Genomic DNA, 26,481 nt, shown 5'->3' with positions numbered 1-26,481 from the left:
GCTTCTAGAATCACGCGTCGCCTATGACAGCCCACATATTCAGCGCTTTGTGACGCAGACCTCAAGGTATTCGCCCGGTATGATCAGCGTGTCGCTCCCGCCCCGGTTGAAGCGTACGAGCAGGTCCATGATGTCGGACTGTAGTGCGGTCTGCTGATCCGTCCCAAGCGCCGCGAAGGCACGCTGTGTGGGACCGTAATAGGTCTTGAAGATCTCAAGCCAGTGCCCAGGCGATTTGTAGCGGAAGGTGAAGGTCTGCGGGATCATTCCAATGTCATGACCCGCGAACAGCTCCTGGAGGTGCGCCTGTGTGCCCCAGAGAGCAGGCGACCTCACTCCCGCCGGCGGCGGCACATGCCTGCCGATGACCTTGAAGAGCTGGCCGATGAATCCGTCCGGCGTCCAGTTCGCCAAGCCGATGCGGCCGCCGCTACGACACACCCGGACCAGCTCGCTGGCCGCCTTTTCCTGGTCCGGCGTGAACATTACGCCGAAGGTTGACAGAACCACATTGAACTTCTCGTCCTCGAAGGGGAGCGCCTCGGCGTCGGCCTCCTGAACGTCGATGTGAAGGCGTTCGGCTGCGGCACGTTCTTGGGCCCTCTTCAGCAACACCCCGACATAGTCCGTTGCGGTGACCTCGGCCCAGCGACGTGCTGCGGCGAGCGACGCATTGCCGTTGCCGGCAGCGACATCGAGCACCCGTTCGCCGGCGCGAAGATCGACGGCCTCGCACAGGCGCTCGCCGACGATCTGGAGTGTCGTTCCAATCACAGCATAATCGCCGGCGGCCCAGGTCGCTTGTTGCTTCTGCTTAAGACCCGTCCAATCTGCCTGCGGCACCACCGTCTCGAGCGGCCGCTTGGCTATGGAACCGGAAGCATGGGACGGCTGGGTTGTGAACGTCATGGGAGCCTCCTTATGGCTAGACCACGCTGACCCAATCGCTCCACGGCCTCAAGTTCAACTTCTGAACTGGTGCGCTTGCGGCTTTTGTGGTCTTCTTTCCGCATGGATGAAGGTGGTTACAGCCAGTTCTGCCCCGTCGCGAAGGGCGCTGAGATCGTTGCCACGCGGTGGACGCCGCTGGTGCTGCGCGAGCTCATGTGCGGAGAGATGAGCTTCAACGATATCCACCGTGGCGTGCCTCGGATGTCACGTGCGCTGTTATCGGAACGTCTCCGACAACTCGAAAGCGACGGCATTGTCGTTAAGGTACCGAGAGGAGACGCTGACAAAGGGCATCTGTGGAAGCTCACGGATGCAGGCGAAGGCTTGCGCGAGGTGATCGAAGTTCTGGGGCGCTGGGGCCTGGTTCATGGCCGACAAAGGGTTACGGACGACGATTACGACTCGACTGTGCTGATGTGGGCCTTGCGGCGGCGGGTTGACCGCGACGCCCTCCCCGCCCGTCGCATCGTTGTCCGGTTTGATCTGTCGGGTATCCCTCGCTCCCGGACCGGTGTGCGGCTGCATTGGCTCGTGCTGGAACGCGCCCTCGTGGACGTCTGCCTGAAAGATCCAGGCTATCCGCTCGACTGCATTGTCTCCGGCAGCATCGCGACTCTCGTTGATGTCTATCTCGGGCATATGAGCTGGCACGAGGCAACGCGGCGCGCCCTTATTCTCGATGGCAGTCGGGAAGTGACAGACTATCTCGAGCGATGGCTGCGGCTCGACCAGATCGTCGGTCGCGACCTTCCCATCGTCCCACCCCTGCAAAAATGAACGGTCGGGACAGATATGACGAGAGGTTAGGTGCGGAGGACCGCTCAGAGTCAGGTAGCGAAATGCGCGATCCAAATGGAAGGTCTGGTCACATGGGGATTGCTGCCCTCGAGCATAGGTCTCGAGAGTGCCACATCCGGCCCCTCTCATTGCAAGTTCGTGCCATGGCTCAGCGGGCAACGCCTGCCGGTCCAACGATGAAAATTCTGGTCGTCTTAGCCGGAGTGTGAGTGGGCTGGGCAGTCCGATTACTCCGCCCTCGCCTTGAGGAACCCGTGCTCAGAAGCGGAGGTTCAAGCCGATGCGGCTGATCCAGCCGTCGTTCTTGAAGCGATAGACGGCCTCGTCGCCGGCCCGCGCCAGCGTCAGCGTCTCCTCGCCCAGGTCGTAGTACAGCGTCTCCGACGTGAGCGACAGGTTCGGTGTCAGCATGTGCTCCATGCCGGCGCCGATGACGAAGCCCGTCTTCCACGCTTTGCTGCTCGCCGCGGGGCCAAGGCCGAGCGGAGCCACCGTGATCTGGCCCCGATGCTCGATCCGGGCATAGGCCAGGCCGCCCGTGACATAGACCAGCGAGCGCTCGACCATCGGCGCAAGGCTCGGCAGCGCGAGGCCGAGCCGCCCCGTGACGCTGCCGAACAGGCTCATCCGCGCGCTCAGATCCGTGTCGAGGCTGAACGGCCCGTCCACGCCCACGGCGCTGCGGCTGCGGCCCAAATCCATGGCGGTGAGATCCGCCTCGAGCCCGGCCACCAGGCGGCCGAAATCCCACAGGTAGCCGATCTGAGCCCCGCCCCCGAGCCCGCTGTCGCTCAGGCCCGCCCGGACCGGCAGAACGGCCGGGGACACGCCCGACAGCCCGGTGCGCACCGCCTCCCCGCCCGCGCTGATCCAGGCCCCATGCACGCCGGCATAAAGCCCCGTCCAGCTGAAGGCTGGAGCCACCGCTCCCGGAGCGACAGGAGCGGCCTGCCCCGGCAGGTCGGCGGCACAGGCCACGGCCGTCCCGGCGAGCAGGATTGAGGCGGACAGGAACAAGCTCTTCATCACGATCTCCGAGGGGAGGCTGGGCTATAGGGCACGGCCACGGGCCGATGCGGGACTTACAGAAGCACGTCGGCGCTGGAGAAATGGCCGACGATCTTGATCTCGAAATCGGCCCGGCGGTCGCCATCGAGGTCGCCCGACAGGATGCCGTTGGCAAAGCGCAGCTGCCCCGCCTGGCCGGTGAAGCCGGCCGTCACCGCCGTCTCCGTCGGGTGCAGGAACGGGCCGTCCGCGCCGGTCCAGGCGAAGGCCTGGTTGCCCTTCAGCCGGGTGTTGGCGTCGATCCCGCGCAGGTCGATCGTGTCGCGCCCGGACTGGAAGTCATAGATGACGTCGCGCTGCGCGCCGACCCGGCTGTCCTGCGCCGAGGCGAACACGAACACGTCCGCGCCGGAGCCGCCCCATAGGCTGTCGCGGCCGGCCCCGCCCACCAGAGTGTCATTGCCCGACCCGCCCTCCAGCCGGTCATGGCCGGTGTCGCCGGAGAGACGGTCGTTGCCGGTCCCGCCGATCAGCCGGTCGTCGCCGCTGCCGCCCCACAGGCTGTCGTGGCCGGAGCCGCCGTCGAGGCTATCATGACCGGTATCGCCATAAAGCCGATCCTGACCCGCCTCTCCGAGCAGCCGGTCGTTGCCGCTGCCGCCGGAGAGCCGGTCGTCGCCGATGCCGCCGGCGACGGTGTCGTTGCCGGCATCGCCATAGAGCCAGTCGTTGCCGCCCTTGGAGCCGACATAATCGTCGCCGGCGCCGCCATGCAGCGTGTCGTCGTCGGCCCCGAGCACGATGTGCTGGCGGGCACTGTCGCCATAGACCACCTGCGAGCCGGCCCCGCCGGTCACCCGCACGCTGCCGATGATCGTGGCGAAGGCCACATCCTCGAGCGCGATGACGGTGCCGGCGGCAAGCCCGCGCGCATCGATCACGAGCGCGGTGGCGGGCGCATGCGCGTCGCTGCCGCCCCGCAGCACCAGCGGCACGCCGGAGACGGCGCCCGCCTGGGTGAGCGTGAGCGACTGGACGATCAACGGGGCGTTGGCCGGCAGGCCGGCCAGGAAGCCCGTGCCGCCGCCGGTCATGGCGCCACGGTCGGCGGATCCGGCCGCAGTGTGGGCCTGGATCTCGCGGATGAGATCGGCGAGCGAGGCGCCGGCGGCTTTCGGCGCCGCGAAGCCCGTGGCGGTCAGGCCGATGCCGACGCCGAGCTGCGCGGTGAGCGCCGGGCGCCCGCCCACCGTGACGAGCGGGATGTCGGCATAGGACGCGCTGCCGTCGGTCTCAACCCGGCCCGCGGTCACCACCGGAATGGTCACCACCTGCGAGATCGAGCCGTCCAAATTGACTGTCTCGGTGCGATCAACCGCCACCCCGTCGATCACGTCGGCATCCCTGCTGCCGACCACGGTGACGGTCACGACCGTCGCGGTGCCGTCGTACGACCTGACCGTGAAGGTCTCGTGCCGCGTCTCGCCCTCGCGCAGGTCCTGGACCGCGGCGGCGGCGTTGTCGAGCCTGTAGGTCCATGCACCTGTCGTGTGGTCGAACGAGAAGGTGCCGTAGGTTCCCGTCACGTCCGCCATGGCCTGGAAGAAGGCCTCGCCGGCTTCGGGATCGGTCACCGTCAGGCGGCCGGACACCGCCGTGACCGCGTCCTCCTTCACCAACCCGGTCAGGTCACCAGAAATGATCGCAGGATCGTTGAGGGGGTTCGCCGTCAGGATGATGACACCGTCGGCCGGGCCGGCCTGGGCGGCATCGCGGATCCGAGTGGTGATGAGGACGTCCCGGTCCCAATCGGCCGCCGAAGTGAAGGTGACCGCGGCGAGCGCAGCGTTCACGTCCGCAACGGAGCCGATGACGGTCCACACGCCTGTGGCGGCGTCGAAGGTCGACGTGGCGGAGCCGAAGGTGCCCGTCGACAGGGCTCCGGCTCCGGGATCGTTCAGGGCAAGGGTCGCGGTGATCGTGTCGCCGGCGTCGATGTCGCTCACGACGATGGCGCCCAGTCCCACCGGGCCGCCATCCTCCACGAAGGAACCGGCCTGCGTCAGGTTGCCGGCCGTTGGCGCATCGTTCACAGCGGTGACGGTCACCTTCACGGTGTCGGTCTGCGCGCTGAACGGACTGTTCGGCCAGTTCAGGAGACCGGTGACATTCTGCGTTTGCCCAGGCTGGCCGACAGTCATGTCCCAGGCGCGGAAGGTCAATCCGGCCTCGATGGTGCCCTCGTAGTTGGAGTTGGGCTGGAAGTAGATGCGGCCGCCAACCGCTCCCAGCACGACCACATATGACCCCATCCCGTAATAGTAGAGCTCTTCCCACGTGGCGCCGTCGTCGATCGAGGCCCACCACGTTCCATGGGCGGTGTCGACCGCAGTAGTGACCAGCCCGACCCCGCGTCCATCAACGTCGGAGAAGCCCCCGAGGAGGTCGGCGACGCGCGTGCCGACCTTGCCGACCGGCACCCCCGCATCCTCGGCGACCGACATGGAGAGATCCCTGTCAACCAAGACCGGCGGATCGTTGACAAAGCGGACGTTCACGGTTCCGGCCTGGATCGTCTGCGCCTGGCCGTCGTCGACCTTGACGCTGTAGGACAGGTTGCCGTTCATGTTCAGTGCCGGGGTGAAGACGACGTGCCCGGCGGCGATATAGGCATTGATGTCCGCAGCCGAGCCCGTCAGGACCACGCTCGCGCCGCCCCCCGAAACCTGCACGCTTGCATTGACGTCGGCCGCGAGCGCGCCCGACTGGACCGAAATCGTTATGGAAAGCACGCCGCTGTCGACGTCAGCGACCGTGATGCCGGTCAGGGCGATTGGCGTGTCCTCGGTGGCGCTGACCGTGGCCGGCATGGAGACCGTAGGGGAATCGTTGACCGGCGCGATACTGATGACACTGGTCGTGAGGCCGTTCGAGGCCGACCCGTCGCTGACGGTCGTGGTCAGGTTTGCAGTGCCGCTCGCGTTGGGATCGCCCAGGAAGGAGACTTTGGACGCGGCAAAGAAAGCGTTGAGGTCCGCGGTCGACCCGGTGAGGGTCAGGGTTTTGGTGGAGTTGCCCGCGACCGTGACGCCTGACCCGGACGCAGCCAGAAGGGTGCCGGTTTCGACAGACATGGTCACCGTCAGGGTGGCGCTGTCGACATCGGCAAACTGGAAGCCCGTGAGCGCCTTGGCGACATCCTCACTCGCAATGATCGTGCCTGGGATGACAGCCGTAGGCGCGTCGTTGACCGCGGTCACGGATACGAACTTGGTCCCGACGGCGTTGTTCCCGCTGTCATCGCTGACCGAGAAGGTGATCACGCGAGTGGCCGTGTTCGGGTTGTCGGAAGCGTTGAGATAGGTCACCGCCCGCAACGCATTCTGCCACTGGGCAACCGTCGCCGTCGCTCCGGCGGACGACAGCGTCATCGTGCCGGTCGTCACGTTGTACGAGGCCATGATGTTGCCGAACGACACGGCATCGGTGTTGGTAAACCACAGGACGTCCTCGCCGGCACGGAAATTGCCGGCGATGACCACCGTCGCCTCGGCAAGGGTGAGGCTGTCGGCATCCGAGAGCGTGAGACCGGGATCGACGACCACAGTGCCGTTCTCGACGAACGCGGTCGTGCCGTTGCTCATGGAAACAACCGGCGGCGCACTCGGGGCCCGTAGGTTGAGCACGGTCATCCCAAGGAGGTCGAGACCCTCCGTTGGCGCGTAGGCTTCTCCCGTCCCCCAGACTTTGACCGTGAACGACGAAATGCGGTTGAAGACGGCCTCGTCGAGATCGATGACCTGTTCGCCGGCCATGGCCAGGGTTTCGTCGAAGATGGGAGAGAAGACGACGCCTGCGGCCGTGACCGCGGAGAACTGAATTTTGTAGCTCCCATTCACCGAATCCACGACGAATTTATCGAGATCGAAGGTTCCCAGGCCGATGCCGTCGGCTGCCCAGGTGATCGACCCGTGGTAGGTTGGCTGGCCGGCATAGGGATAGTCGTAGCTGATATCGCCGCCTGAGATGTAGATTGAGTACCCGCTCTCCCCCACCGCGTTGATCAGCGTGCCGGGTCCGGCTGAAATGGCGAAGGATCCGCTCGCATTCGGGCTGCTGTTGTCTTTGTAATACGAGCCCCCGAACGTGAACGTTGCACTCGGAGCAAAGACGCCAGCCGTCATTTCTTTTCCCGTCTGCGAAGAGTGTGCGGAAGGTTCCACGAGGCAACTCGTGGCTCTCGGAACGAGACCAGCCGCCACTCTGCCTTCCGTTAGGTGAGGCGTTCACTTTTAGCAAACATTCCTAGGAGTGCAAGCGAACTCCAGGCCATCGCGATCAGGAAACGCCCGACGCGTTACGTCATCTGGCCGATGGTCCTGCGGAAGCGCGCCAGAGACAGGCTGAACAGGACCGTGCCGATGGCGATGAGCGCCAGGAACTGGGGCCAGACCACGTCAATCCCGGCGCCGCGGTACAGGATGGCCTGGGCCAGTGCGACGAAGTGCGTCGTCGGGGCCACGAGCATGATGGTCTGAACGAGATCCGGCATGCTCTCCCGCGGTGTCATTCCGCCCGACAGCATCTGCAGCGGCACCATGACCAGGATGAGGAGCATTCCGAACTGCGGCATGGAGCGGGCCACGGTGCCCAAGAAGATCCCCATCGACGTCGTGGCAAACAGGTTCAGGGCCGCCCCGGCCAGAAACAGTGCGACGGAGCCTTGAATCGGCACCGCCAGCAGGCCCTGCACGATGAAGGTGAGAGAGAATGCGCACGCCCCGAGCACCACCAGGGCCATGGACCAGATCTTGCCGGTCATGATCTCGAATGGCGTGACCGGCATCACAAGAAGATGTTCGATCGTGCCGTGTTCACGCTCCCGGATCAGGGCGGCGCCGGTCAGGATGATCGACAGCATCGTGACCTGGTTGATGACCTGGATGACAGCGCCGAACCAGCCTTTGTTCAGCTCGGGATTGAACCGGGCCCGCAGGGCGAGATCCACCGGCAAGGTCTGGGTGGCGCGATAGCGCCGGACGAACCCGTCGATCTCGCCGCCGACGATCTGCTGGATATAGCCGCTTCCGGTAAAGGCCTGGCTCATGCGGGTCGCATCGACATTGAGCTGAATGGTGGGCTGGCGTCCGGCGAGGACATCCCGTTGGAAGTTGGGTGGAATATCGAGGGCGAAGGTATCGAGCCCCGCATCCATGCGGGCATCCATCTCGGCGGGCGTGATCAGGACCGGCGGCATGAAGGACGGCGGATAGAAGGCTCCGGCGATGCGGGCCGACAAGGGCGAGCGGTCCTCGTCGACGATGGCGATCGGCGCCTTGTTCAACGTCTCCGGCATGGCCGTCGCGGCCGTATAGATTGCGAGGGTGAAAGAATAGACGATGAGGACGAGCAGCATCGGATCCCGGGCGAGGCTGCGCAGCTCCTTGATGCCGAGGTTCAGGATGTTGGACGCTCGCATCGATCAGCTCTCCTGCTTCCTCAGGAGCATCACGCTCAGGCCGATCAGAAGCGGCACGGCGATCAGCAGCGGGACGAAGGAGGACTGGAGCTCTGCGAAGTCCAGGGCCTTGGAGAAGACGCCGCGCGAGATGGTCAGGAAGTAGGTGGTCGGATAGATTTTTCCGATGAACGCTCCTGCCCCCTCCAGCGACGACACCGGATCGATCATGCCGGAATACTGGGCCGCGGGGATCATCGTCGCGATCGCCGTGCCGAAGATGGCCGCAATCTGACTGCTCATGAAAGAGGACATCAGGAGCCCCATGGCGGTCGCCGAGAAGGTGTAGAGCACCGCGCCGGCGGCAAGCGTCGGGAAACTGCCTGTCATCGGCACTCCGAACACCGTGACCGCAAGAAGGGTCATCAGCACGAAGTTGAGCAGGGCGAGCCCGACATAGGGCAGTTGCTTTCCAAGCAGGAATTCCAGCTTGGTGACTGGGGTGACGTAAAGGTTCACGATCGAGCCGAGTTCCTTCTCCCGCACGACGCTGAGAGCCGCCAGCATGGCCGGGATCAGAAGCAGCAGGATCGGGATGACGGCCGGCACCATGGCCTTCAGGCTCTCCACGTCCGGATTGTAGCGGAAGCGGGTCTCGATGGTGGCGAGACTTGCCGCCGCGGTCTGGGAGGCGAGCCACTGCGCGTGCATGCCTCGCACGTAGCCGCTGATGGTCTCGGCTCGGGCCGGCATGGAGCCGTCGATCCAGGCCCCGATCTGAACCTCTCGCCCCCGGGCGACGTCGCGTCCGAAACCCGGCGGGATCTCGAGCGCCAGGGAGAGCTCGCCCGCGCGCATGCGCCGGTCGAGATCCTCGTAGTCGGTGATCGGCACCTGTTCGACGAAGTAGCGGGAGCCCGCCAGATTGAGCGCGTAACCGCGGCTCACGGAGGTCTGATCGCGGTCCAGCACCGCGAAGGTCAGATCCTCGACATCCATGCTGATGCCGTAGCCCATGATGAACATCAGCAGGAGACTGCCGACCAGAGCCAGGGTTGCACGGATGGGATCGCGCCGTAATTCGAGCGCCTCCAGGATGGTATAGCTGAGCATGCGCCGTGGATTGAAGAAGCGGCCCTTCGCGCCTTCGCCGGACCGGCCGTAGGGGACCTTGTCCGCGTCTGCGCCGGACCACGCCTGCCGCGGCTTTTCCTGAAGGGACGCAGCATCGCTTTTCCGGCTCTCGGCAACGGCGTCTTCCAGATAGCCGATGAACGCCTCTTCCAGCGTATCGACCCGTCGCTTCCGAACGAGAGCCGCCGGTGTGTCGCTGATCAGGACGCGTCCGGCGTGCATCAACGAAATCCGGTCGCAGCGCTCGGCCTCGTTCATGAAATGGGTCGAGATGAAGATCGTGACGCCGTCCTGGCGGGCGAGATCGACCATGATTTGCCAGAAGGCATCCCGCGCAATCGGATCGACGCCGGAGGTCGGCTCGTCGAGGATCAGCAGGGACGGCTCGTGGATCATCGCGACCGCGAGAGAGAGCCTCTGGCGCTGTCCGAGCGGCAGCCTGTCCGGCAGCACGTCCATGACATCGGCCAGGCCGAAGCGGCCGACCATCGTCTCGATCCGGCGCGGGATGAGATCCTCGGGAACCTGGAACAGGCGGGCATGCAGTTCCAGGTTCTGGCGGACGGTGAGCTCGGTGTAGAGCGAGAACGCCTGCGACATGTAGCCGACATGCCGTCTCGTCTCGATGTCCTGGGCGTCGACGGGCTGCCCGAACAGCCGCGCCTCACCGTCGCTCGGCTGGAGAAGACCGGTCAGCATCTTCATCGTCGTCGTCTTGCCGCAGCCGTTGGAGCCGAGAAAACCAAAAATCTCGCCGCGCGGGATCTGGAAGCTGACATGGTCGACCGCCACGAAGTCGCCGAAATGCATGGTCAAGCCCTTGGCCTCGATGGCGATCTCCGGCTCGCCCTCCTGTCGCGGCACGATCTCGACCGCCTTGTGCCCACGGCGCTTCTCTTCGGGCATGAGAGCGACGAACGCCTCCTCGAGCGTGGCGGTTCCGGTGCGGTCGAGCAGTTCGCGGGGGGTGCCGGTATCCAGCACGCGCCCCTCGTCCATGGCCACGAGCCAGTCGAAGCGGGCTGCCTCCTCCATGTAGGCGGTGGCCACCACCACGCTCATCCCGGGCCGGTCTATCCGAATCCGATCGATCAGCTCCCAGAACTGCCTCCGTGAGAGGGGGTCCACGCCCGTGGTCGGCTCGTCGAGGATCAGCAGGTCCGGATCGTGGATGAGGGCGCAGCAGAGGCCCAGCTTCTGCTTCATGCCCCCGGAGAGCTTCCCCGCAGGCCGGCCGAGGAACGGCGCCAGACCGGTGCTTTCGGTCAGATCGGAAATCCGGCGCTCACGCTCGGCCCGGCCCTGGCCGAACAGGCGCCCGAAGAACTCGAGATTCTCGAAGACGGAGAGCGTCGCATAGAGATTCTTGCCGAGGCCCTGCGGCATGTAGGCGATGCGGGGGCACACGTCCTGGCGGTGGAGAGCCTTGGCCATGTCGCCGCCGAGCACCTCGACGCGGCCCGTCTGGATCTCCCGGGCGCCTGCGACGAGAGACAGGAGGCTCGACTTGCCGACCCCGTCGGGGCCTATCAGTCCGACCATGCAGCCTGCCGGGATATCGAGGCTCACGGCACCGAGGGCCCGGGTCTTGCCATAAACGAGGGAAACCTCCCTCAAGCGGGCCACGGGAGTCGCTGCGGCGCTTCCCATCGGCCCCGTCATGGCACAAGGTTCTGCAGGTTGGCGGGCCACTCGGCGTCCGGGCTGATCCTGACATAGGCCACGCCCGGCAGGCCGGTCTTCACGTCACGGATGTACTTCTTCAGCAAGTCAGGCGGAATCTGCGCCTTGATCCGGAACATCAGCTTCTGGCGCTCGCTGGCAGTCTCGACGGTCTTGGGCGTGAACTGGGCGACATCGGCCACGAAGGTCGCCTTGGCTGGGATGACGTATTGCGGCAGCGCATCGAGGACAATCCTCACCTCGGTCCCGATCCGTACGCGCCCGGCGGCCTCGGTCGGCAGGAAGAAGGTCATGTAGACGTCGCTCAGATCGACCATGTTCAACACCCGGCCGCCGGCGCCGAGCACCTCGCCCGGCTGCGCCACGCGGAACTGGATCCGTCCGTCCCGGGGTGACCGAAGAGTGCTGTCCCGGATGTTGGCCTGAATGCTCTCGATGGTGGCTGCGGCGGCATCGACGGCCGCCTGGGCATTGATGACCTGGGCCTCGGCTGTCGCGATGGCGGCTTCGGCCGCCGCGACCTGGGCCTGCGCCGCGCTGACGGCTGCGTTCGCACTCTCGAACTGGGCCCGGTCGGTATCGAGAACCTGTTGCGATGTCGTCCCGCGGGATGCGAGTTCCTGAGACCGGGCGAACTGCTTCTGGGCGGCATCCCTCTCGGCCTCGCGCTGGGCGACGAGGGAGACCGCCGCCTGTTTCTCGGCCTGGCGCTGCACCACCTGATGGCGGGCCGTCTCGATGCTGACGACCGCCTGCTGCTTCTGCGCCTCGGCCTGCTTGAGCTGGGCCTGAAGCACGTCGGTGTCCATGCGGGCGAGAACCTGACCCGCCGTGACGAAATCACCCTCGTTGACCAGGATGTCTTCGACCCGGCCGGCCGTCTTCGTGGCGATGTCGATCTCGACGGCCTCGATGCGGCCGTTGCCGCTGGCCAGGCCTGCCGGCAGGCCCTTGGGCTGAAGGAATCGCCACAGGCCGTAGAGAGCAGCGACGAGCGCGATCCCAATCGCTATTCTGTACAGCCACCGGTTTGGTTTCTTCATCATCCACCAACCCATCTTCCTGCCGCCGAGACCCCGGAGGGCACCTCGCGAGGCCGCCATAGCAAGAAGAGTCTCCCTTACACCTCCTTGAAGTCAATCGACCTGATGTGGATCAAGGTTGCCGCCTCTCTCATCAGAACCTCCGATGAGAACAATCGTATATTCCCGTTTCCGATCTCCGCCGCGCTTCCCTCGAAGCTGCAGCAGAACCCCGCCACGGGTCCTGCCGTGACATGGGCGGCGATCGACGATCCGAGGAGCAGGGTTTCGGCCTGGTCTCACGCCCCATGGCGAGCCTAGCGCATCGTGCGGACCCGGTGGGCCACGTCGGCGAGAACTGGACGCGGTTTCCCTGGTGCGGCTCTGCACGTCCGCGTGAACGATGCGCTGCTCCAGAGAGTGGAGCACCGGATGGACCTCAAAAGCGCAAATCCGCTTTCGGGTCCGATGCGCTAGTGCAGGATCTTGCCCAGGAAATCTCGCGCCCGTTCGGATTTCGGTGCCGAGAAGAATTCCCCGGTCGGCGCAACTTCAACGATCGAGCCGGCATCCATGAAGACCACCCGGTCGGCGACCTGGCGGGCGAATCCCATCTCGTGCGTGACGCACAGCATCGTCATGCCGTCGCGGGCGAGTTCCGCCATGACGGCCAGGACTTCGTTGATCATCTCGGGATCGAGCGCCGAGGTCGGTTCGTCGAACAGCATGACTTCGGGATCCATGGACAGCGAACGGGCGATGGCGACCCGCTGCTGCTGGCCGCCCGAGAGCTGGCTGGGATGCTTCCGGGCATGGGCCGTCAGGCCGACGCGATCGAGCAGGGAAAGGGCCTTTGACTCGGCATCGGCACGCGAACGCTTCAGCACCTTGATCTGGGCGATGGTCAGGTTCTCCAGCACCGTGAGGTGAGGAAACAGTTCGAAATGCTGAAACACCATGCCGATCCGCCGGCGCAGCTCCGGCAGTTTCACACCGGGCGCCTTGATGGACCGGCCCTGAAAGAGGATGTCCCCCTTCTCGAAGCTCTCGAGCCCGTTGATCAGCTTGATCAGGGTCGATTTGCCCGAGCCCGACGGACCGCAGAAAATGACGACCTCGCCCTTTTCCACCTTCACGCTGCAATCATGCAAGGCCTGAAAGTCCTGATACCACTTCGAGACGTTCTTCAGTTCGATCATTATCGTGTCAATCCTTGCTGCAGTTTCCGGACCAGGCCGCTGAGGCTCGAGCAGATGGCCCAATAAACGAATCCGGCGAAAACCAGCATCTGCATGAGGTTGCCGTCGCGCTCGCCGATGCTGACGGCGTTGCGGAAGAAATCGCCGAGCGAGATCACATAGACCAGCGACGTATCCTGGAAGATCACGATGCACTGCGTCATGATGATCGGCAGGACCGCGCGGAAGGCCTGCGGCAGGATGATGTGGCGCATCGACTGCATGTAGGTCATGCCGAGCGACGCGGATGCGTTGAACTGGCCCCTGGACAGGCCGATGATGCCCGAGCGGATGATCTCGGCGAAGAATGCCGATTCAAGCAGCACGAACGCCACCATCGCCGACACCAGGCGAATATCGACGCTGGGCGAAATGTTGAAGACGGCCTTCAGGGCCTGCGGCACGATGAGATAGAACCACAGAAGCAGCATCACCAGCGGGATCGACCGGAAAAGGGTGACGTAGATCCGCGTGAACGACTGCAGGAACCGGCTTGTCGACGCTGCGAACAGGGCAAGCAGCGTTCCCCCCAAAAGGCCACCGATGATGGCCACGAATGTCACTTGAAGGGTGATCGCGATTCCGGTGCCGATGATGCCCCATGCGGACGCAATGTTCTGGAAGAACTCCATTCCCGTTATCCTCTCACCATTCCAGGAAGGGCTGCGCGCCGCCTGACCAGATCCATGACCTGCAGGATGACGAAGTTGAGCAGCATGTAAGCGACGGTCACGACGATAAAGGACTCGTAAGGCTGGGCGGTATAATCGACCAATTGCCGCGCCTGTCCGCTCAGCTCCAGCAATCCGATGGTGGACGCAACGGCCGAGTTTTTGGAAATGATCAGGAACTCCGACGTCAACGGCGGCAGGATCTTCCGGAAGGCTTGCGGCAAAAGGATATGACGAAAGCTCTGCATCGTCGTGAAGCCGAGGGAGAGGGACGCCTGGAGCTGACCACGCGACAGCGACCCGATGCCGGCCCGCATCTGTTCGCAGATACGCGCGCTGGTGAAGAAGCCGAGCGCGAGCACCGACATGATGAAGACCTGGGTCATGGGCGTGATGCTCTTGATCCAGTCGCCGATGGCGGTCGGCAGGATCTCGGGCACGACGAAGTACCAGATGAAGAACTGCACGATCAGCGGGACGTTTCGGAAGACCGAGACATAGACGGCGCCGATCGCGTCCCCCACCCGGCCGGGCCACGCCCGGACAATTCCGAGCGTGGTGCCAAGCAGCAGCGCCAGCAGCCATGCCGCGATCGTCAGCGCCGACGTCACGACGAGCCCATCGATGACCCAGCCGAGATAGGTCGAGTTCTCGCCCGTGGCGACCGGCTGCAGCAGAGTGTCCCAACTCCAATTATAGGCCATGATCTTGGTTTCCCCGCTTCAGCCGACCGCCGGGCTCTGTCAGTTCAGGATGTTGCTGTTGGGCTGAGCGAACAGGCCCTTGAGGTCATCCGACATCGGAAAATCGAGGTTGAGGTCGCGCGGCGGGATCGGCGCCATGAACCACTTCTGGTAGATCTGAGCGGCCTTACCCGAGGTCTGCAGCTCGGCTATCGTCGTGTCCAGAAGCTGCTTTATCTGCCCATCGCCCTTGCGCACCATGCAGCCATAGCTTTCACGCGACTGCGGCGTGCCGGTGATGACGTATTTGGAAGGATCCTTCGCCTTCGCCCGTTCGCCGGCCAGAAGCGCATCGTCCATCATCATCGCCTTGGCGCGTCCGGTCGACAGCATCAGGAAGGATTCGGCGTGATCCTTGGCGCTGACGATGTTCATGCCCATCTGCTGCTCGGTGTTCATCTTCCGCAGCAGGATTTCCGAGGTCGTTCCCGCGCCGACGACGACGTTCTGCCCCTTGAGGTCTGGAAAGTCGCTGATGCCCGAGTCGTTCGGCGTCATCAGCCGTGTGCCCACGACGAAGATGCTGTTGGTGAAGTCGACCTGCTTCTCGCGCGACTCGTTATGCGTCGTGGTCGTGCATTCGAAATCGATGGTCCCGTTCTGCAGAAGCGAGATGCGGTTCTGCGACGTGATCGGCAGCTTCCTGACCTCCAGATCGGAGCGCCCGATCTTCGCTTTGATCTGCTCGATCACCGCATTGGTGATATCCATGGAGTAGCCGATCGGATTCTTGGCGTCGTCGTAATAGGAGAACGGGATCGATGCCTCGCGGTATCCGACCACGACGACGCCGTCATTCGCGATCTTTGCCAGAGTGCCGTCCAGCCCCGCGGCCTGTGCGTGAGCAGCCGTTGCGCCCACGCCGATCAGCGCGGCCGTCGCGGCACCCGCGAGATATTTTGCAATCGCCATCTTCATTCGTTTTCTCCCTTGTTGTTCAGTATTGCGGATACATCGATCACGTACATCTGCCGTTCGTGTTCGTGCATCGAGTCAATGCACACGCGCTGGCCGTCCTGGCTCCATCGCGGATGCAAATCGCACCGGTTTTCCTTGGTCAAGTGCGGATCGGCATAGAAGATGCCGACATCGTGACGCACGTTCCGCTCGACATCGAAAAGGATGAGAACCCGCTCGTTCGTCACCGGATCCGGGTAGGTGTCTGTCAGAAGCCATCTTTTGTCGGTCGGAGAATAGGTCATGTGACCGTTCTCGGTCAGGATTCCGCCACCAACGATCGTCACCCGCGCCGGGTGAACATCCTCGTAAAGATGGTAGTGGATCGCCCCGTCATGCGGCCCCCACACGATGATATGGCGATCATCGCGCCACAGAGGGTGGGAAATCTGGTATTCCGATTTTTCGTAATCGAAGGTGCCGACCTGGCTCGGATCGAAATCAGCGGCCAGTTGCGGCAGCGGATGGTCCGAGCATTCCAGGATCCGCACGTCGCTGCCGTCGGGGTCCATCGTGATCAGGCGATGCAGGAAGCACGTCTCATCCTCGACCCGTTCGGTCCAGCGATGCAGGAAAAGAACCCGGTTCGAGGACGGATTGATCTCGATATGGCTGACCCAGTGGATGGCCTTATCCATCGAAGGCCGGTGATCGAGCGCCTTCAGCCCCGCATAGCTGATCAGCAGCCGGACCTCTCCCGTTTCCAGATCGATCCGGTGGATGCCGTCGTCGTCGGGACACAGTGGCAGGTCGCTTTTCGAGCCGTCCTGTCCGACATAGCCGATCGTCTTATGTGTTATGTACAGCCGCTCGTAATCGACCGTCAGGGCATAACGGCCATTCGGCGCCGCGACATAGATGGGCGTGTCGAGTTCGCGCGACGCTCCGGTATCCAGGTCGTAGATGACCGAGCCGAAGCCCGGATACAGGCCGCCCTTTGCACGCACGTTGTAGATCAAGCGATGGCTCGTCGCGGCGTCCAGCCACTGGAGCTGGCTTCCCATCTGCCAGTTCCAGGCGGTCGTCGTGCCGACGACGTGAAAGGCGCCGTCGCCCGCCATATCGAAATAGCCGATCTCGGCAACTGAATCCGCCTTGATCTCGAAGTCGCGCGCCCGGACGCGGTGACCAAGCAGCAATCGATCCTGCGCGCCCCAGTTGGTCTTGTCGTAGTAGCCAAAAAAGTGATGTCCCGCATCGTTGCCGACCCGTTGCGCGGGCCGAGTTTGCTTCAGGGCTTCGTTCGACGACTCAAGGATTAGATTCACAGATGCCTCACTGGTCAGCGCGTCATATTGGACCGGCCGGCGACCAACCTAGTGGCGACATGGAATGCTGAAAAATACTTTATTGACACATAAGTATGCGTATTTGATATAGCCCTTATCGCAAATCGCGAGCCTCGGCCCCCACAGTGGATTTGCACTTTTGGGTCCCGTCCGATGCTCCACTCCCTTGAAGAGCGCATCGTTCAAGCGGAAGACCGGGTCCACTTTTCACTGGCGTGGCCCCTCGGGTCGCTGCGCGGCCCGGTGGGTCCGCACGATGCGCTGGGGTGCGAGCGGGTGTCCAAGCCTTTTAGCTTTCAGCAGATTCAAGCCTTCAAGGCCGTCATGGAAACCGGCACGACCACCACGGCCGCGATGGCGCTGAACACGACGCAGCCGTCGATCAGCCGGAAGCTGGCGGATTTTCAACGTTCGACCGGGCTCAAGCTGTTCGAGCACCATCACGGCCGGCTCCGGCCCACGCGGGAGGGGCGCCAGCTCTATGAATCCGTTCGGCGGAACTTCGAAGGGCTCGAGAAGATCGAGACGGCCGTCGGCATTCTGCGCAAGTCGGGCGCCGGCGTTCTGCGTCTGGGGAGCACCTCCACCCTGGCCACGGGCCTGCTGCCGCAGGTGATCAAGCGTTTCCTCGCCCAGTACCCTGGTACCTTCGTCGGCCTCCAGACTCTGCCGACGCCTCAGCTCGCGGATCTGCTGCACCAGAACCTGATCGATCTCGCAGTGACCACGGGCGATGTGGATCCGTCGATCTTCGAAACCAGGGTCATGACGACGACCTCAGCCGTCTGCATCGTTCCGCAGAACCACCCGCTGGCGCGCGCGGAATGGGTCGATCTGGAAGATCTGCTGAGACATCAAATGATCCTGCTCAACGATTCCGACAACATCGTGATCCGCATGCGTGAACTGCTGGCCAAGATCGGTGCTCCGGAGAACGTCGTGGTCGAGACGAACTCCTCGATCACCATCTGCGCGCTCGTCGTGGCGGGGGTGGGCGTCGGCATCGTCAATCCCTACATCGCGAACACCATGTCCCAAGGGCTGGTCATCAAGGAGCTGCGACCCTCCATCCGCGTCGACGTATCGCTGGCCCGCTCCATGACGCTGGCCCCGTCCCTTCTCGGCGAGGCTTTCTCCCGTCTGCTTGCCGACTCGATCGCTTAAGCGCGTCCTCCCGTGTTCACAGCTGCCGCATCGCGTCTTCGTCGAGCACCATCGTGTGGTCGGAATCGTGACGCCGGAAGCCGCGCTTCTCGTAGAAGACGAGACCTGTCTCGTTCTTCCGGTCCACGTCGAGCTTGAGATAGGCGGCGCCGCGCGGCAATTCCCGCGCGACGGCGGCGCGCAGGAGTTGCGTGCCGAGCCCGAGACCGCGCGCAGCCTCTTCCAAGTAGAGGTCCGACACATAAATGCCCGGGCGTCCGCGCCAGGCCGAGAACACGATGGAATAGAGCAGGATGCCGAGAATGCGGCCCTCGCCTTCCGCCACGAGCACCGTGAAGTCCCCGCGCCCGTGCGGGCCGAAAACCGCGAGATCCTCCGCGGTCACCTTCGGCTTGGCGCCCACGTGATGCCCCAGTCGCCGCAGCATCGCGGCAACTGTGTCGAGGTCGTCCAGACGTGCATCCCGGATCATGGGCATTCGCTCAGCGTCCGCCAAGATAGCGATCAAGGACATTGGCGGTCACGCGCCCGACCATGGGGTCCTGCCGCAGGAGGCCGGCGACCCATTCGCAGGTGCCCGCATGAAAGACCTCGCCCTGCCCCATCGGGAAATTGACGATCATGCCGGCGCCGCGCTTGATCTTATCGACCGCCTCGAGCCCGTCATTGCCCACGAGGGTGCGGGCGACGAAGCGCGCATCCTCATCGGAGAGAAACTGGTCGTCGGCCGGGATGTCGGCGCTCTCCTCCTTGAGGGATGACATCCCCAACCCGAGGATCTCAAGGCCGTCCGGTGCGCCGCTGCCCTCGGCGGGACGCGGCAGGCCGCCCTCGATAACGTAGTCAAGGCCATCGACCTCGTATCCGAAGATGTGGGAATCCGCCCCGAGGAGATCGCCGTAATAGATCCCCGTCCCGGCGAAGGCCCAATGCTCCGGCCGGTAGATCGGAAAGCCCCGGACGCCACGAGGCGCGCAGCCGCCCCAGCCCACATAGAGCCCACGCGTCGCGATGAGGCCGAAGGTCTCCGAGCCCGGACGGCCGACCCGCGGGTCCTCCCAGGAGGTGCTCAGGCGCGTCAGGTCGCCGCCTTCGAGGATCGGATCCTCCTCGGCGCGGTACTTGTAGCAGATCTGACGGCGGCCTCCGTCCTCCAGGCGCGTCTGCCACATGAAGTTCCCCGCGAAGCGCGCGGCCTTGCCGCCGTTGCGGACGTATCTCTCGACCGCGTCGCGCATCTCCCATGTCCAGTACTCGTCGTGCCCGACGAAGACGACGCAATCGTAGCCGTCGAGGATTTCCGGCGTGAAATGCAGCTCGTGCTGGCTCGCGAGATCGACCGCGTATCCGGCGCGCTCCGCCCAACGGAAGAAATGGCTGTCGTAGCTCGCCCAGCCGGAGGAGGCGTATTTCTTGCTGTAGCCGTGGGCGTAGGCCCATTCCATGTGCGGATAGCGCGGCGGCATGGCGGGCGGGACCGGGACGTCCAGAGGCACGCGCGGGGCGTCCGGCGGAAGCACCACGAAGCCCCGGCAGAACGGCCGCTCGATACTGACCACGGGCGCGTACTGGTTGCGCTTCGGGCCGGTGATGCCCTGGTAGTGATTGGAGCCGCCCCATGTGTTGTAGGCGGTCCAGGTGCCGGTCGCCGCCACCTGCAGGACCCGCCCGGGCTTCGCCCCGGCATCGGGACGCAGGATGAAGAGATGGTGGCAGCGGATCAGCCTTCCGTCGCGGCCCTCCGCCGTCAGGGTGATGCGGTAGGCGCCCGAGGGCCATTCGGGCTGAATGCGGAAGGCATGCGAATCCATCCAACCGCAGCCGGTGACGGAGCATTGGTCCGGCGTATCCTGCCAACGGGCACTCAGGCCCTCGACGGTCACGACCGGAGTCTCGCTGCCGCCGTCCCGCGCGATGTCGAGCCGGTAACGCTCGGCCGTGGAGCTGACGAAGAGCGTGACGATATCCCCGGCGCGATAGGAATAGCGGTCGGTGTAGCACCAGATCTCGCCGCGCGTGCCGTCCATGCCGGGCTGCTCGTAATAATGGCCGAGCACGGCGCGACGCCGCTCCTCGTGGGTGAGGCCGAACTCGGGAAAGCTCTTGTCCGTCATGGCTCTAAGGTGTCTCCTGCGGCCGCTCACGGGGCCAGGTGCTTCTTGAGGAAGGCCCGTGTGCGGTCCATGGTGGGGTTCGTGAAGATCTGACTGGGAGGCCCCTCCTCTACCACGACGCCCCCGTCCATGAAGAGAACCCGATCCGCGACTTCGCTGGCGAAACGCATCTCGTGCGTGACGATGATCATGGTCATGTGCTCCCTGGCGAGTTGCTTCATCACCAGGTTGACCTCGTCGACCAGCTCAGGGTCGAGCGCCGAAGTGGCCTCGTCGAAGAGCATGACCGAGGGCGCCATCGCGAGGGCTCTGGCGATGGCGACGCGCTGCTTCTGCCCGCCCGACAGCTTCGAGGGATAGATGTCGAACTTGTCCTGCAGGCCGACCTTTCCGAGCAGCTCCATCGCCAGCTCGCGGGCCTGAGCCGGCGGCATCTTGCGCAGCTTGATCGGCCCGGCCGTGATGTTCTGGCTGACCGTCATATGCGGGAAGAGATTGAACTGCTGGAACACCATGCCCATGTGCTGGCGCACATGGTTGATGTGCTGCTCGAAGGCCCGGCCCGTGAGTGCCCTGTTGACCTGGATCCCGTCCACCCAGACCTCGCCGCGATCAAGCTTCTCGAGGTGGTTGATCGAGCGCAGGAGCGTGCTCTTGCCCGAGCCGCTGGGCCCGATGATCGCGACGATCTGGCCCTTTCCCACCGAGAGGTTGATCCCCTTCAGGATCTCGAGGGGCCCGAACGACTTGTGCGCGTCGATCACCTGCACCATCGGGCCCGCCGCGCCGCTGTTCTCCACGCCCTTCATCGGATCGCCTCCACTCTTGTCTCGACAATTTTGAGGATGCCCTCAAGGGCCAGGTTGAGGACGTAGTACAGCACGGCCGCAAGAACGTAGAACTCGAAAGGCCTGTAGGTCTCGCTGATGGCGAGCTGCGACGAATGCACCAGCTCCGCGACGCCGATCACCGACACGATAGCGGATTCCTTGAGGAGCGCGATCAGATTGTTGCCGATCGGCGGCGCCGTGTTGAGGAGCGCCTGCGGGATCACGACATAGCGCAGCGCCTGCCAGCGCGAGAAGCCGATGGTACGCGCGCCTTCCATCTGGCCCGTGTCCACGGCGAGGATTCCCGCACGGATGATATCCGCGTTGTAAACCGCGAAATGGAGGCCGAGACCGATGATTCCGGCCGCCAGTGCCGGGATGTCGATGCCGATCTGCACGAGTCCGAAATAGATGAGGTAGAGCTGCAGGAGAAGCGGGGTTCCCATGAAGACCCAGCTGAACATGCGCACCGGATAGACGACGATGGACGGAGCGTAGAGCACGGCCACCGCCAGGACGACACCGCCAGCCACACTTACGACGGAGGCCATCCCCGTGATGACCGCGGTCCACGCCACGCCGGTCCAGATCACGTCGAGGTAGGGCGAGACGATGCTGAAATCCAAGCCTTGCAAGACAGGCCTCCGTCAGGCAGCTGCGTAGCGGCGGTCGAGAGCGTCGACGGCCTTCGCGAGAGCGTAGATGATCACCATGTAGATCACGGCACTGACGGCGAATATCTCGAACGGCTTGTAGGTCGAGCCGATGAAACGCTGCGCCGTATAGGTCAGCTCCACGACCGAGATCGTCGAGACCAGGGCCGTGCCCTTCACGAGCGCGACCGCATTCACGCCGAGCGGACGGATCATGAGACGGGCCGCCTGGGGCAGAACCACGAGCCGCATGGTCTGGGACCGGCTGAACCCGATGACGCGCGCCGCCTCGACCTGTCCCCGGTCCACCGCCAGGATCGCGCCGCGCATGGACTCCGACATATAGGCTGCGATGTTGAGGCCTAGCCCGATGGCGCCGGCCGCGAAGGCGCTGAGATGGATGCCGATCTGCGGGCCGCCGAAGTAAAGGATGAAGAGCTGGATCAGACAGGGCGTGCCGCGCATCACGCTCACATATGCCGTCGCGGCCGCGCGCGGAAGCGCGGAGGCCGACAGCCTTCCGGCCGTCAGCAGCGCCGCGACGGACAGCCCGAGGAGGAGCGACAGGACCGACAGTTCAACCGTGACGAGGGCTGCTTCGAGAAAGAACGGGACGATGCGGGTTATCAGTCCGAAATCCATGAGCGGCTCCCGGGGCGCGAGGGTGATCTCGAAAAAGGAACCTCAGGGCGAAAGCCCCGAGGTCCGGCAGGCTCGGATTCGAGATCAGCGAATGTCGTGGCCGATCCACTTCATGGAAATCTTCTCGTAGGTTCCATCTGCCATGATGTCGTCCAGAGCCTTCTGCATCGCGGCCTTCAGTTCGGGATTGCCCTTGCGAATAGCGATGCCGATCCCGACGCTGCCGCCCTCGATATCGGGCGTGCTCAGCTGCGTGACCTTGTCGCCGCTGTTCTTGGCCGCCACGAGGACCGCCACGTTGTCGGCGATGATGGCGTCAACGCGCCCGGCCTTGAGTTCGAGGAGAAGCTCCGGCAGGCCCTTGTAGGTCTTGATCGTCCAGCCGCCCTGCTGGCGCGCCCATTTCTCGTGGGTCTCGCCGAGGGTCACGCCGACGGTCTTGCCCTTGAGGACATCGAGGCTCTTGACGGGCGACCCCTCCGCGACAAACACGCCGCGTCCCGCATGATAATAGGGCCCGACGAAATCGACCGCCTTCTCGCGCTCCGGTGTGATCGTCATGCTGCCGATGATGGAATCGTACTTGCTGGCGAGAAGCCCGGCGATGATGCCGTCCCAGGCGGTCGTGACGACCTTGGCCTTCACGCCGAGGCGCTCTGCGATGGCTTCGGCGATCGATGCATCGAAGCCCACCACCTTGTTGGTGTTGGAGTCGATGAAGTTGAACGGTGGATAGGCGCCGCTCATGGCGGCGCTCAGCTCGCCGCTCTTTTTGACGTCGCTCAGCCCATCGGCCGATGCAGCCGCGGATACGAGCATCAGCGCGACCGAAAGGCCTGCGGCGACGCGACGTGGCGAGAACCTCGACATAGCATACTCTCCCAGCCCCGAACGCCCTCGTGTCGACCATGCCGGCTCTCGGGGAGGAAGCCGGTGGCGGCCGCTTTTCTGATGCGGTCCCTGTCCTAGAAGAAGGGCCGTGAGAGCATTTCGCAAATAGATATTTGAAATAAGTCTGATTGCTTTGATGAATGGGTCGCGCGAGCCTCTTCATAGAGCGTGGGAATGTGACGCATTGGCCGTTTTTATTTGACGCTCCCGTCCCGCCCGGCTGTGCTCTCCGGAGCCAGCCGGTCTCCAGCCCGCGCCAGATTCACTCTTCATCCGCCGAGGACACGATGCACCAGGACCAGACCTTCAGGAGTGACCTGCACGCGGCCGTCGCGGCCCGCCGTGACCAAGCCGTGGAGCGCCTCCGCCGGCTCGTGCGCGCCGACACCACCCTTGGACGCGAGCGGCAGGGGCAGGAGATCATGGCGGACATCTTCGCGGAGATGGGCCTTGCGGTCGAGACCTTCGACGTGGATGTGAGCGCCATCCGCGATTTGCCGGGCTTCTCGCCACCGGTCATGCCGGATTATGCGAACCGTCCGAACGTGGTCGCCCGGCATGCGCCCCGGGGCCGGCCCGCTGGGCGCTCCCTCATCTTCAACGGCCATATCGACGTGGTGCCCCCGGGCGAGGCATCGCTCTGGACGACTCCCGCCTTCGAACTCTCGGAGCGGGACGGGCGCCTCTACGGACGCGGCGCGGGCGACATGAAATCCGGCCTTGTCGCCTATTGCCTCGCCTTCGAAGCGCTTCGCGATCTCGGCTTCGCGCCGGCGGCGCCCGTGTCCTTCCAGTCCGTGATCGAGGAGGAATGCACCGGCAACGGGACGCTTGCCTGCGTGGCGCGTGGAGAGAGAGCGGACGCGGCCATCATCCCCGAGCCCTTCGGGCAGACCATCATGACCTCGCAGGTCGGCGTCATGTGGGTCACCGTCCGCGTCATCGGCAAGCCCGCCCATGTGCTCGAGGCCTCGGTCGGATCGAACGCGATCCTGGCCTGTCACATGCTCTTCCAGGGTCTCCAGGAGCTGGAGGCCGAGTGGAACCAGCACAGCCTGCGTCATCCGGAATTCACCGCGAATCCCCATCCCCTGAACTTCAATCTCGGACGCATCGAGGGGGGCGATTGGGGCTCGACCGTGCCGTGCTCCGCCACCATGCTGGTGCGGGTCGGTTTCTATCCCGGCACTCCGCTCGCCAGCGTCAGGACGACGGTGGAAGAGAGCATCGCAGCCACGCGGGCACGGCATCCGGCGCTTGCGCATGCGGATATCGAGATTTCCTATCGGGGCTTCCAGGCGGAGGGATGCGTCGTCGATCGCGGCGCGCCCTTCATGGGGGTGCTCGCGCAGGCTCACCGGACCGTGATGGGCTCGGATCCGACGATGCTCGCCTCCACGGCGACGACCGACGTGCGTTTCTTCGAGCTCTATGGGAAAACGCCTGCGACCTGCTATGGCCCGAGGGGCGGCAGCTATCACGGCATCGACGAATGGGTCTCGCTCGACAGCATCCTCCGGGTCAGCGAGGTCCTTGCGCTCTTCACGTCGGAATGGTGCGGCCTGGAGCGCGCCTGACGGCTCCCATAGGCGGCCCATCCATCAATTTTGAAAGCGGGTTCATGGAAGCTCCCTGGATCTCGGTCCGCGAGACCGTTCGTGACGAGTGGATCGATTTCAACGGCCACATGACGAATGCCGCCTATGTGACCGCCTTCGATATCGCATCGGTTGCGTGGCTCCACCGCATCGGAATCGACCCGGAATACCGGGCACGGGAGCGCTGCTCGACCTTCGCGCTTGAACTGCATACCGTGTTCCATCGCGAGCTTCCCGCCCGCGCGCCCTTCCTGATCGAGACGCGCCTGCTCGATTTCGACGCAAAGCGCCTTCATCTCTTCCACCAGATCAGGAGTGTCGAGGAGGGGTTTCTGGCGGCGAGCCTGGAGGTCGTGACGATGCACGTGAACCTGGATCAGCGCCGCTCCACGCCGATGCCCGAGGCGATCGCCGTGCGCCTGACAGACTGGAAGGCAGCCTCCGACCGCCTGGGCTGGCCCGAACAGGCAAGCCGGCGGGTCGGGCTGAAGCGGGCGTAAGAGGCGAGGGCTCGCGCAGGCTGGGGGACCGGAAGCGCCACCGCTGGTCTCCTGCCCTTCCCCGGAAGGCGGGGACGGGTGTATCCGTCCTCGTCTGGATTTGTCCTCAAGCGACGGCCGGATAGGTTCGACGCTCCAGCGGCGTCGCGTCGATTTGGGTCAGCAGGCGCTCCAGCAGGAGCGCTTCGGCCCTGCTGCGCCGGGCGGTCGGATCATAGACCAGATAGACGATGATCTCAGGCGGGCTCTCGTAGGGCGGCAGTCGCCAGAGAAGGCCGTTGCGCACGTCGTCCTCGACGACGTGGATCGGAAGAGGGCCGAAGCCGAAGCCCGCGATGATGAGCCGCTTGACCTCTTCCAGATGCGACGAGGTGCCGATGACCGGGCCGGTGAATTCCTCTTGCTGCCGGAGCATGGCGATGGGCCACAGGGCATCCGCCATCTGGTCCGTTTTGAACGAGACATACGGTTCGGCGCGCAGATCCTCCATGCTCACCCCACGCTTGCCGAACAGGTGGTGCTGACGCCCGCAGAAGTAACCGAAGCTCTCTCGATAGAGCGGCTGGAACCTCAGCTTGGGATTGCGCTCATGCATCAGACAGACCCCGAAGGCCGCATCCTTCCGGGCGACCGCCGTGATCACCTCCTGGCTGGAGAGCACCGAAGTCGCGAAGGTGACGCGCGGATTGTGGCGGTGGAACTCCGCGAGCGCGTCGTCCAGGAAGGGGCACACCACATGGCTTGCGAAGGCCATCTCGATCCGGCCTGTCACCTCGTCGGGCTGGTCGTGCACGAGGGCATGGAGACCCGACACGGTGTTGAAGAGAGCCACGCATTCCGCATAGAGGCGCTGACCCGCAGGCGTCACCTCGAAGATCCCCGGCCGGCGCTCGATCAACCGGCAGTCGAAATGCCCCTCCAGGCGGCGCAACGCATTGCTGATCGTCGGCTGCTTGAGGCGCAACTTCTCAGCCGCCGACGTAATTCCCTTCTCCTGCACGATGACCATGAAGGTCCGCAGCAGATTCCAATCCATCGTCCATACGAATCTTTGCGCCCGTCCCCGTATCACGCCGAACCATTCCTTTCCTGAATGAGGATGGTTCATCCTATTTATTTGCTCATTCCTGTCGAGCC

General features: G+C 64.3%; 22 protein-coding genes. 4 read left to right on the top strand and 18 right to left on the bottom strand.

The annotated features are described in order from the left end of the window. Positions 1 to 39 precede the first annotated feature (39 nt). Positions 40 to 909 (bottom strand): class I SAM-dependent methyltransferase, encoded by an 870-nt coding sequence (locus ACS5Q0_RS13135; protein ID WP_473127086.1) that lies wholly within the window; start codon positions 907 to 909, stop codon positions 40 to 42. 75 nt (positions 910 to 984) lie between these two features. Between ACS5Q0_RS13135 and ACS5Q0_RS13130 the strand changes: the two genes are divergently transcribed. Next, positions 985 to 1,728 carry a winged helix-turn-helix transcriptional regulator gene (locus ACS5Q0_RS13130; protein WP_473127085.1) on the top strand — a complete coding sequence of 248 codons (744 nt, stop codon included), beginning with the start codon at positions 985 to 987 and terminating at the stop codon, positions 1,726 to 1,728. 279 nt (positions 1,729 to 2,007) lie between these two features. On the opposite strand, the gene ACS5Q0_RS13125 is transcribed toward ACS5Q0_RS13130, so the two are convergent. The 10 genes from ACS5Q0_RS13125 to ACS5Q0_RS13080 all read right to left on the bottom strand — a co-directional run bounded on the left by ACS5Q0_RS13125 (position 2,008) and on the right by ACS5Q0_RS13080 (position 16,931). Continuing rightward, positions 2,008 to 2,775 (bottom strand): outer membrane protein, encoded by a 768-nt coding sequence (locus ACS5Q0_RS13125; RefSeq protein WP_473127084.1) that lies wholly within the window; start codon positions 2,773 to 2,775, stop codon positions 2,008 to 2,010. 56 nt (positions 2,776 to 2,831) lie between these two features. Continuing rightward, positions 2,832 to 6,941, bottom strand: coding sequence for a VCBS domain-containing protein (locus ACS5Q0_RS13120; protein ID WP_473127083.1), 4,110 nt, complete (start codon positions 6,939 to 6,941; stop codon positions 2,832 to 2,834). Positions 6,942 to 7,114: 173 nt separating this feature from the next. Next, positions 7,115 to 8,236 (bottom strand): ABC transporter permease, encoded by a 1,122-nt coding sequence (locus tag ACS5Q0_RS13115; RefSeq protein ID WP_473127082.1) that lies wholly within the window; start codon positions 8,234 to 8,236, stop codon positions 7,115 to 7,117. 3 nt (positions 8,237 to 8,239) lie between these two features. Next, positions 8,240 to 11,011 (bottom strand): ribosome-associated ATPase/putative transporter RbbA, encoded by a 2,772-nt coding sequence (gene rbbA, locus ACS5Q0_RS13110; RefSeq protein ID WP_473127081.1) that lies wholly within the window; start codon positions 11,009 to 11,011, stop codon positions 8,240 to 8,242. After that, positions 11,008 to 12,075, bottom strand: a complete 1,068-nt coding sequence (locus tag ACS5Q0_RS13105) for an HlyD family secretion protein (protein ID WP_473127105.1) — start codon at positions 12,073 to 12,075, stop codon at positions 11,008 to 11,010. Before ACS5Q0_RS13105 ends, rbbA begins: the two co-directional genes overlap by 4 nt. Positions 12,076 to 12,527: 452 nt before the next feature. Further along, positions 12,528 to 13,253 (bottom strand): amino acid ABC transporter ATP-binding protein, encoded by a 726-nt coding sequence (locus ACS5Q0_RS13100; RefSeq protein WP_473127080.1) that lies wholly within the window; start codon positions 13,251 to 13,253, stop codon positions 12,528 to 12,530. Then, complete coding sequence (locus ACS5Q0_RS13095; RefSeq protein ID WP_473127079.1) at positions 13,253 to 13,924, bottom strand: ABC transporter permease subunit; 672 nt, start codon at positions 13,922 to 13,924, stop codon at positions 13,253 to 13,255. Before ACS5Q0_RS13095 ends, ACS5Q0_RS13100 begins: the two co-directional genes overlap by 1 nt. 5 nt (positions 13,925 to 13,929) lie before the next feature. Beyond that, positions 13,930 to 14,667 carry an amino acid ABC transporter permease gene (locus ACS5Q0_RS13090; RefSeq protein WP_473127078.1) on the bottom strand — a complete coding sequence of 246 codons (738 nt, stop codon included), beginning with the start codon at positions 14,665 to 14,667 and terminating at the stop codon, positions 13,930 to 13,932. A 39-nt stretch (positions 14,668 to 14,706) separates the two neighbouring features. Continuing rightward, positions 14,707 to 15,624: a glutamate/aspartate ABC transporter substrate-binding protein gene (locus tag ACS5Q0_RS13085; protein WP_473127077.1), complete on the bottom strand. Its 918-nt coding sequence runs from the start codon at positions 15,622 to 15,624 to the stop codon at positions 14,707 to 14,709. Then, a complete protein-coding gene (locus ACS5Q0_RS13080) occupies positions 15,621 to 16,931 on the bottom strand; it encodes a hypothetical protein (RefSeq protein ID WP_473127076.1) in 1,311 nt (436 codons plus the stop codon). The genes ACS5Q0_RS13085 and ACS5Q0_RS13080 overlap by 4 nt, the downstream gene beginning before the upstream one ends. Positions 16,932 to 17,105: 174 nt before the next feature. Here ACS5Q0_RS13080 and ACS5Q0_RS13075 point away from each other — a divergent pair, with 174 nt between their 5' ends. Then, entirely contained in the window at positions 17,106 to 18,116 is a 1,011-nt protein-coding gene (locus tag ACS5Q0_RS13075) for a LysR substrate-binding domain-containing protein (RefSeq protein ID WP_473127075.1), read from the top strand. A 16-nt stretch (positions 18,117 to 18,132) separates the two neighbouring features. Here the strand turns inward: ACS5Q0_RS13075 and ACS5Q0_RS13070 are convergent, their stop codons facing one another. The 6 genes from ACS5Q0_RS13070 to ACS5Q0_RS13045 all read right to left on the bottom strand — a co-directional run bounded on the left by ACS5Q0_RS13070 (position 18,133) and on the right by ACS5Q0_RS13045 (position 23,225). Next, positions 18,133 to 18,588, bottom strand: a complete 456-nt coding sequence (locus ACS5Q0_RS13070) for a GNAT family N-acetyltransferase (protein ID WP_473127074.1) — start codon at positions 18,586 to 18,588, stop codon at positions 18,133 to 18,135. 10 nt (positions 18,589 to 18,598) lie between these two features. After that, positions 18,599 to 20,230, bottom strand: coding sequence for a N,N-dimethylformamidase beta subunit family domain-containing protein (locus ACS5Q0_RS13065; protein WP_473127073.1), 1,632 nt, complete (start codon positions 20,228 to 20,230; stop codon positions 18,599 to 18,601). Positions 20,231 to 20,256: 26 nt separating this feature from the next. Beyond that, the gene (locus tag ACS5Q0_RS13060; protein ID WP_473127104.1) at positions 20,257 to 21,003 is read right to left on the bottom strand and encodes an amino acid ABC transporter ATP-binding protein; all 747 of its coding nucleotides are present in this window, start codon (positions 21,001 to 21,003) and stop codon (positions 20,257 to 20,259) included. A 32-nt stretch (positions 21,004 to 21,035) separates the two neighbouring features. Beyond that, the gene (locus ACS5Q0_RS13055) at positions 21,036 to 21,695 is read right to left on the bottom strand and encodes an amino acid ABC transporter permease (protein WP_473127072.1); all 660 of its coding nucleotides are present in this window, start codon (positions 21,693 to 21,695) and stop codon (positions 21,036 to 21,038) included. Between the two features lie 12 nt (positions 21,696 to 21,707). Then, positions 21,708 to 22,355: an amino acid ABC transporter permease gene (locus ACS5Q0_RS13050; RefSeq protein ID WP_473127071.1), complete on the bottom strand. Its 648-nt coding sequence runs from the start codon at positions 22,353 to 22,355 to the stop codon at positions 21,708 to 21,710. A gap of 84 nt (positions 22,356 to 22,439) precedes the next feature. Next, positions 22,440 to 23,225: an ABC transporter substrate-binding protein gene (locus ACS5Q0_RS13045; protein ID WP_473127070.1), complete on the bottom strand. Its 786-nt coding sequence runs from the start codon at positions 23,223 to 23,225 to the stop codon at positions 22,440 to 22,442. A 308-nt stretch (positions 23,226 to 23,533) separates the two neighbouring features. Here ACS5Q0_RS13045 and ACS5Q0_RS13040 point away from each other — a divergent pair, with 308 nt between their 5' ends. Then, complete coding sequence (locus ACS5Q0_RS13040; RefSeq protein ID WP_473127069.1) at positions 23,534 to 24,823, top strand: ArgE/DapE family deacylase; 1,290 nt, start codon at positions 23,534 to 23,536, stop codon at positions 24,821 to 24,823. Positions 24,824 to 24,867: 44 nt separating this feature from the next. Continuing rightward, positions 24,868 to 25,344, top strand: coding sequence for a thioesterase family protein (locus ACS5Q0_RS13035; RefSeq protein WP_473127068.1), 477 nt, complete (start codon positions 24,868 to 24,870; stop codon positions 25,342 to 25,344). A 106-nt stretch (positions 25,345 to 25,450) separates the two neighbouring features. Here the strand turns inward: ACS5Q0_RS13035 and ACS5Q0_RS13030 are convergent, their stop codons facing one another. Further along, positions 25,451 to 26,380, bottom strand: a complete 930-nt coding sequence (locus ACS5Q0_RS13030; RefSeq protein ID WP_473127067.1) for a LysR family transcriptional regulator — start codon at positions 26,378 to 26,380, stop codon at positions 25,451 to 25,453. Between the last annotated feature and the right edge of the window lie 101 nt (positions 26,381 to 26,481).

This window comes from Microvirga sp. HS2, from assembly GCF_055792805.1.
The sequence above is the reverse complement of the archived record's forward strand: the minus strand, read 5'-3'. Positions and strand labels throughout refer to the sequence as shown.

What these genes read in the sequence shown, in the direction of transcription:
- ACS5Q0_RS13135 (WP_473127086.1), bottom strand. Translation starts at nt 909, where the DNA reads ATGACGTTCACAACCCAGCCGTCCCATGCTTCCGGTTCCATAGCCAAG.
- ACS5Q0_RS13125 (WP_473127084.1), bottom strand. Translation starts at nt 2,775, where the DNA reads ATGAAGAGCTTGTTCCTGTCCGCCTCAATCCTGCTCGCCGGGACGGCC.
- ACS5Q0_RS13120 (WP_473127083.1), bottom strand. Translation starts at nt 6,941, where the DNA reads ATGACGGCTGGCGTCTTTGCTCCGAGTGCAACGTTCACGTTCGGGGGC.
- ACS5Q0_RS13115 (WP_473127082.1), bottom strand. Translation starts at nt 8,236, where the DNA reads ATGCGAGCGTCCAACATCCTGAACCTCGGCATCAAGGAGCTGCGCAGC.
- rbbA (WP_473127081.1), bottom strand. Translation starts at nt 11,011, where the DNA reads ATGACGGGGCCGATGGGAAGCGCCGCAGCGACTCCCGTGGCCCGCTTG.
- ACS5Q0_RS13105 (WP_473127105.1), bottom strand. Translation starts at nt 12,075, where the DNA reads ATGAAGAAACCAAACCGGTGGCTGTACAGAATAGCGATTGGGATCGCG.
- ACS5Q0_RS13100 (WP_473127080.1), bottom strand. Translation starts at nt 13,253, where the DNA reads ATGATCGAACTGAAGAACGTCTCGAAGTGGTATCAGGACTTTCAGGCC.
- ACS5Q0_RS13095 (WP_473127079.1), bottom strand. Translation starts at nt 13,924, where the DNA reads ATGGAGTTCTTCCAGAACATTGCGTCCGCATGGGGCATCATCGGCACC.
- ACS5Q0_RS13090 (WP_473127078.1), bottom strand. Translation starts at nt 14,667, where the DNA reads ATGGCCTATAATTGGAGTTGGGACACTCTGCTGCAGCCGGTCGCCACG.
- ACS5Q0_RS13085 (WP_473127077.1), bottom strand. Translation starts at nt 15,624, where the DNA reads ATGAAGATGGCGATTGCAAAATATCTCGCGGGTGCCGCGACGGCCGCG.
- ACS5Q0_RS13075 (WP_473127075.1), top strand. Translation starts at nt 17,106, where the DNA reads ATGCTCCACTCCCTTGAAGAGCGCATCGTTCAAGCGGAAGACCGGGTC.
- ACS5Q0_RS13070 (WP_473127074.1), bottom strand. Translation starts at nt 18,588, where the DNA reads ATGATCCGGGATGCACGTCTGGACGACCTCGACACAGTTGCCGCGATG.
- ACS5Q0_RS13065 (WP_473127073.1), bottom strand. Translation starts at nt 20,230, where the DNA reads ATGACGGACAAGAGCTTTCCCGAGTTCGGCCTCACCCACGAGGAGCGG.
- ACS5Q0_RS13060 (WP_473127104.1), bottom strand. Translation starts at nt 21,003, where the DNA reads ATGGTGCAGGTGATCGACGCGCACAAGTCGTTCGGGCCCCTCGAGATC.
- ACS5Q0_RS13050 (WP_473127071.1), bottom strand. Translation starts at nt 22,355, where the DNA reads ATGGATTTCGGACTGATAACCCGCATCGTCCCGTTCTTTCTCGAAGCA.
- ACS5Q0_RS13045 (WP_473127070.1), bottom strand. Translation starts at nt 23,225, where the DNA reads ATGTCGAGGTTCTCGCCACGTCGCGTCGCCGCAGGCCTTTCGGTCGCG.
- ACS5Q0_RS13040 (WP_473127069.1), top strand. Translation starts at nt 23,534, where the DNA reads ATGCACCAGGACCAGACCTTCAGGAGTGACCTGCACGCGGCCGTCGCG.
- ACS5Q0_RS13035 (WP_473127068.1), top strand. Translation starts at nt 24,868, where the DNA reads ATGGAAGCTCCCTGGATCTCGGTCCGCGAGACCGTTCGTGACGAGTGG.
- ACS5Q0_RS13030 (WP_473127067.1), bottom strand. Translation starts at nt 26,380, where the DNA reads ATGGATTGGAATCTGCTGCGGACCTTCATGGTCATCGTGCAGGAGAAG.